Source organism: Actinomycetes bacterium (assembly GCA_036000965.1).
Taxonomy (GTDB): Bacteria; Actinomycetota; CALGFH01; order CALGFH01; family CALGFH01; genus DASYUT01.
The window spans coordinates 1-5479 of sequence record DASYUT010000169.1 but is presented as its reverse complement, the minus strand read 5'-3'; the positions used below and the strand labels follow the sequence as shown (position 1 = coordinate 5479).

Genomic DNA, 5479 nt, shown 5'->3' with positions numbered 1-5479 from the left:
CACCCCCGCCCGGCCTGGCCGCGCTGTGGCTCGCGCTGGTGCTGCTGCTCGCCAGCCCCCTGGTGCTGCTGTCGTGGCTGGTTGGGCAAGCCCTCCTGCGCGCGACCGGCTGGCGACCCTGGAAGGTCGCCGCCGGCGCGGCCGCCGCGATCGTGGCGGTGGTGGTGCTCGCCGGTGGCCCGGAGCAGGCGCTGGTGCTGCACTTCGCCGGCTACCTGGCCCTGCTCGACCAGGTCGGCAAGCCCGTCGTCCACGCCCCCCTCCCAGGCCAGTTCCTCATCCCCCAGCTCCCCCTGTCCATCCCGGCCGGGCTGCTGGCCGCCGCCCTGAACCTCATGGGCCGGCCCCGGCCCGCGATCGACCCCACCGAGGTCCGCCGCACCCAGCGCGCCGCCACCCGCCGCATGATGCTCGCCGTCCAGCGGGCCGCCAGTGTCCGCGACGACCACTGGGACACCCCCGCGCTCGGCGCCGCCATCGACGGCGACCTCGGCTGGGCCGACCGGCACGGTCTGATCGTCGTCCCCGCGACGGTGCAGGCCCGCTCCCGGCTGCTCATCGGCACCTCCGGGATGGGCAAGTCGGTCGACATCGAACGCGAGGCGTTCTGCGCCGCCCGCGCCGGCCGCAAGTTCTTCCTCGTCGACGGCAAGGGCACCGACCCGAGTTCGTCGAGCGGGCCCTGGCCGGCTACCTGTGGGGCCACCCGCACGCCCGCGTCGCGCTCTGGCCGGAGCTGGCCATGGACGGCTGGCGGGGCACCCCGCCGCGCTGCACAACCGGCTGATGGCGATGCTGGGCTGGTCCGAGCCCTACTGATATGGAACGGCTTGTCAAGGCGACGGTTTTGCCTGGTGGACGGGATGGTTTTAGGCAGCAGGCAGGTCGCGCGGGCGCGCGTGATCGGTGGTGAGGTTGCGGTCGGGGCGTGCTGTGGCAGGTGGGGGTCGAGCGGCTCTTGGGGTGGAACGACGCGCCGGGACGGTGTGGATCGGCTGGCCGCCACACTGCTATTCGCGGATTGGGACCGCACGTCGGCAAGACGCAGGAAGGTGCCCCTGACTAGCTTCGCTTCGGCCAGGCCGTGGCATCCGGCTCCCCGGGGATCGGCCCTGCAGCGGCGGCGTCCCGACGCGTCGTGATCGTGCTCACCTTCTCGGCCGATCTCGAGCCGGTGAACCGGATGGCGTCAGGCGGTCATCTCGGCCCATAGGAACCCGGCGAGCTCCCGCGCGATCGCTGCGGCGACGATGCTGTTGGTGTGCTTGCGGGCGGCCAGCGTGCGGAAGCGGCCACACAGGCGCTGCTGCGCCGCCCACGCGCGCGCGACCACCCGGGGGTCAAGGCCCTGCTGACGGCCGGTGATCTCCCGGCCAACCCCAGGCCGGTGCTGGTAGGACGAGGCCGACTCGACCAGCTGCGCGCGCAGGTGGGCGTTGCCGGCCTTGGTCAGCCGGCCGCGGTGGACCTGGCTGCCGCTGGAGTACTCGCTTGGGACCAGCCCGCAAACGCCCATGAACGCGTTCGCGGTGGCGAACCGGCGCCAGTCGGCGACCTCGGCGGCCAACGTGAGCGCGCCCAGCCGGGTCACCCCCCGGTAGCGACTACGTCACCAACGCCCGCCTTGGCGCCGCAGCATGAAACTTGTCACAACGTCACGACCCCAAGCCCCCAAGAACGACTAGACGGGCGCTCGGCATACCGCCCCGCGCACCTTCCCCAGCAAGGGCGAGGCCAGCCGTTACTTGGCCCAGGTCGAGGCCGACCTGCTGCGCGGTGGCTTGACTGACCCGCGGCTGTCGCGGATCACCTTCGGTGAGTGGGCCGAACGGTGGCAGCAGACCACGGCCGACCTGCGACCGGGCACCCGCGTCCTTTATGACTACCTGCTGCGACGATTCCTGCTCCCGGCGTTTGGAACGACGCCGCTTGGCAAGCTCGACCCGATGACGGTCCGCACCTGGCTTGGCGGCCTCCACGATGCCGGCGAGGTCACGCCCACCACGATCGCCAAGGCGTACCGGCTGCTGCGCCGCATCCTCAACGTCGCGGTGGAGGCTGGCTACCTGCCCCGCAACCCGTGCGCGATCAAGGGGGCTGGCGTCGAGCGGGCGGCCGAAATGCGCCACGTGACCATCCCACAGCTCACCGCTCTGGCCGAGACGGTCCCGGCCCGCTACCGCGCGCTGATCCTGGTCGCCGGCTTCGGTGGGCTGCGCTGGGCCGACCAAGACCGAGGCGGGCCGGCGGGTGGTGACGCTGCCGGCGGTGGCCGTGGCCGCGCTGGCTGAACACCTGGACCGCTACGCGGCGCCCAGCCCGGACGGGCTGGTGTTCCCCAGCTCACGCGGGAAGTATTTGGCACGCAGTAGCTTCCGCCGGCTGGTGTGGCAGCCGGCTGTGCAGCAGCTCGGGCTGGACGGGCTGCGCGTCCATGACCTTCGCCACACGGCGGCGACCCTGGCCGCGGCCGCTGGCGCGACGACCAAGGAGCTGATGGAGCGCATGGGGCACACGTCGCCGGCCGCTGCGCTATCAGCACGTGATGGCCGACAGGCCGCCCTGGCTGCCGCGCTCGATGGCTTGGCTCGCGCGGCGAACCCGGCCGGGCCAGGCGACCGTCTAGGGCATGTAGAGGGCGCGATCGATGCCCCAGCGGTCGGAGAGACTCGGCAGCAAGGGTCTGAGCTGGGCGGATAGGGGAGCGGGTGACGGGAATCGAACCCGCGTCACGAGCTTGGAAGGCTCGAGCTCTGCCATTGAGCTACACCCGCGTGGCCGCCCGACGGGTGGGTCGGGCGTGGCGGCCCAGCTCACACGAGCGCGGCGCTTATGAGCAGGACCACGATGAGCGTAGCACCCGGGCGGGCGTCCTCCCTTGCGGACCGGTCCTGTGGCGTGGGCGTGGGCGTATCAGCGCGGCCGTGCGCCGACTCACCCTAGGGTGGGCTGATTCCACACCTCGGGGCGTCCCTTGTGACCCCTGAGGTTTCTAGTCACACCGTGGTGCCTGAGCCACCCTGGCGTTGATCGAAAGAGATCGACAGCGGCTCGGTGGAGAGCCAGGAGGGAGAGGGTCATGAACGAGGAGCCTACGAGGAACGAGCAGCCCACGCGGGAGCACCCGGTGCTCGGGCAGCAGCGTCCGGTCGCGAAGCAGTCGCGGTTCGGCGCGATCCGGAAGTCCACGGTGGCCGTGGGTCTCGCAGCGGTCTTCGTCGTGGCCGCCGGCGCGGTCGCCATGTCGCAGACTGGCAACTCCACGCCTTCGGGCCAGCCGGTGGTGCTCGCCGGCCAGGAGGTCCCAACCACGATCGAGACCGAGGTCCCGGCGACCACCAAGCCGGCAACGAAGGCGGCGGGCAACTCGGCAGCTGTTACGAACTCGACCAACAGGCCGGCCCGGTGCGCTGCCAGGGATGCCCGCGAGCGGGCCAAGGACCTGCGCGAGGCTCAGGAGGAGCTGCGCGAGGCCCAGGAGACCCCGACGCAGAAGCTGGCCCGCAAGCGGGCCGAGGACCTGCGCGAGGCTCAGGAGGAGCTGCGCGAGGCCAGGGAGACCCCGGCCCAGAGGGCGGCCCGCAAGCGGGCCGAGGACCTGCGCGAGGCTCAGGAGGACATCCGGGAGGCCCAGGAGGACATCCTCTGCGGCGAGTACCGCGGCTAGGACGATCCACCCACGATGCTGGACCGGAGCGGCTGCACCTCGACAGGTGCAGCCGCTCCTCAGGCTCCCGGTCGGCACCTGAGCAGCTGACCAGGGACAGGGGCTGAGCGATACTAGGCGGGGTATCCAATGCAAGCAGTGGGGAACGGTTTCGGGGGGTCGACCGAGGTCGGGCTCCTGGGAGGGGCAACCATGAGCGACCTCGTCGGCCGTGAGCTCGGCCAGTACCAGCTCCGCCAGATGATCCGGCGGGGAGGCATGGCAACCGTCTACAAGGCGTTCCAGCCCTCGCTGGAGCGCTGGGTGGCGGTCAAGGTGCTCACCCACCCGGGCGACCCGACCTTCGTGTCGCGCTTCCGGCTCGAGGCCCGCTCGATCGCGCGGCTCCAGCACCCCAACATCGTGCCGATCCACGACTACGGCGAGGCCGATGGCCAGGTCTACCTGGTGGTCGCCTACGTCGACGACGGCCACAGCCTTGCCGACGAGGTCGGCACTCCCATCCCCCTGGGCCGTGCCCTTGAGCTGGCCGCGTTGCTGCTCGCCGGCCTGGGGTATGCCCACGAACGAGGGCTGGTGCATCGCGACGTCAAGCCGGCCAACGTGCTGCTGCCCACCCCGAACTGGCCGATGCTGGCTGACTTCGGGATCGCCAAGCTCCTGCTCGGCGGCGGGGCCGGGCTCACCCAGACCGGCCTGGTGGTCGGTACCCCTGTCTACATGGCGCCCGAGCAGGCCTTCGGACTTCCCGTCGATCCGCGTACCGACCTGTACGCCGCTGGGCTGGTGCTCTACGAGATGCTGACCGGTCGGGTGCCGTTCGAGGCCGACACCCCGGCTGCGGCGCTCATGAAGCAGGCCTACGAGCCGCCGCCTCCGCCCCGGACGCTCAACCCCGAGCTGCCGGTCGAGGTCGAGCGCGTGCTCCTGAAGGCTCTGGCCAAGGACCCCGGCGAGCGTTACCAGGACGCGGAGGCGATGGCCCGGGCGATCAGGGCCGTCTCCGGCGAGCTGCCCGGCAGGGTGGCGCCCCCTGCCAAGCCACCCGCTGACGTGCCCGCCGCGGCAGGGCCCGTCGGCGAGGCGTCCGCCGACGCCGGGCCCGTCGGCGAGGCGTCTGCCAGGGCGGCCTCTGCCAGGGCAGCGTCTGCCAAGGCGGCGGACGGCGGCCAGGCGGCCCGGGGGATGGCGCCCGTCGAGCCTGCCGGTGGGCCGGCGACCGATCCCTTCGCGGCCGCCTACGCGGCCGGGGTGGCCGCCTACAGCACCGGCCGCTGGGACGAGGCGATCGAGCGCCTCACCCCGCTTGCCGAAGCCGACCCCGACTACGAAGACGTCGAGGAACTCCTCGAGAGCGCCCTTGCCACCCGCGACCGGGAGCTCCGCTCCCGGCCCCGGCAGGTCCCCGCCTCGGACGGCCAGGGCGGGGCGGCAGGCGGGGCGGCCGCGGGCGCCAGGCCATCCGGGGCGCCCGCGGGCGCCGCCGGGGCCGCGGGCGCCGCCGGGGCCGCCGGGGCCGCCGGGGCCGCCGGGGCGGCCGGGATGGGGGCCGGTGCGGCTGGGGTGGTCGCGGGTGCCGCCGCGGCGGGCGGGCCGGGCAGCTCCACGCCGGCCGGTGCCGCCCGCATGCCGTCCTCCCTCGCCGAGCCGGTCCGAGCCGTCCCGCCCGTGGAGACCAGGCAGGCGGCCGGCCCACCCGTGGGACCCAGGCAGGCGGCCGCCGCCCCACCGGTGGGTGGGAGTCCCTCCGGCGCGCCCGTCACGCCGCCGCCGTCCGGGCTGCAGGCCCCGGCCGAAACGCGGTCGCCCGGC

General features: G+C 73.3%; 6 protein-coding genes and 1 tRNA gene. 5 read left to right on the top strand and 2 right to left on the bottom strand.

The genetic code is table 11. The features are described from left to right. On the top strand, window positions 1-1142 hold a 1142-nt coding region (locus VG276_15470), incomplete at its 5' end, for a hypothetical protein (protein ID HEV8650753.1). Window positions 1143-1189: 47 nt separating this feature from the next. Here the strand turns inward: VG276_15470 and VG276_15465 are convergent. After that, entirely contained in the window at window positions 1190-1591 is a 402-nt protein-coding gene (locus tag VG276_15465) for a transposase (GenBank protein HEV8650752.1), read from the bottom strand. A gap of 154 nt (window positions 1592-1745) precedes the next feature. Between VG276_15465 and VG276_15460 the strand changes: the two genes are divergently transcribed. Together VG276_15460 and VG276_15455 are read left to right on the top strand one after the other, a co-directional pair. Next, a complete protein-coding gene (locus tag VG276_15460; protein ID HEV8650751.1) occupies window positions 1746-2291 on the top strand; it encodes a phage integrase SAM-like domain-containing protein in 546 nt (181 codons plus the stop codon). Further along, window positions 2251-2700, top strand: coding sequence for a tyrosine-type recombinase/integrase (locus tag VG276_15455; protein HEV8650750.1), 450 nt, complete (start codon window positions 2251-2253; stop codon window positions 2698-2700). Before VG276_15460 ends, VG276_15455 begins: the two co-directional genes overlap by 41 nt. Before the next feature lie 3 nt (window positions 2701-2703). Here VG276_15455 and VG276_15450 read toward each other — a convergent pair. After that, window positions 2704-2774: transfer RNA gene (locus VG276_15450), tRNA-Gly, on the bottom strand. Window positions 2775-3079: 305 nt separating this feature from the next. Between VG276_15450 and VG276_15445 the strand changes: the two genes are divergently transcribed. Beyond that, a complete protein-coding gene (locus VG276_15445) occupies window positions 3080-3667 on the top strand; it encodes a hypothetical protein (protein HEV8650749.1) in 588 nt (195 codons plus the stop codon). A gap of 192 nt (window positions 3668-3859) precedes the next feature. After that, window positions 3860-5479 (top strand): serine/threonine-protein kinase (locus tag VG276_15440; protein ID HEV8650748.1); only part of this gene is annotated, 1620 nt, incomplete at its 3' end.

What these genes read in the sequence shown, in the direction of transcription:
- VG276_15445 (HEV8650749.1), top strand. Translation starts at nt 3,080, where the DNA reads ATGAACGAGGAGCCTACGAGGAACGAGCAGCCCACGCGGGAGCACCCG.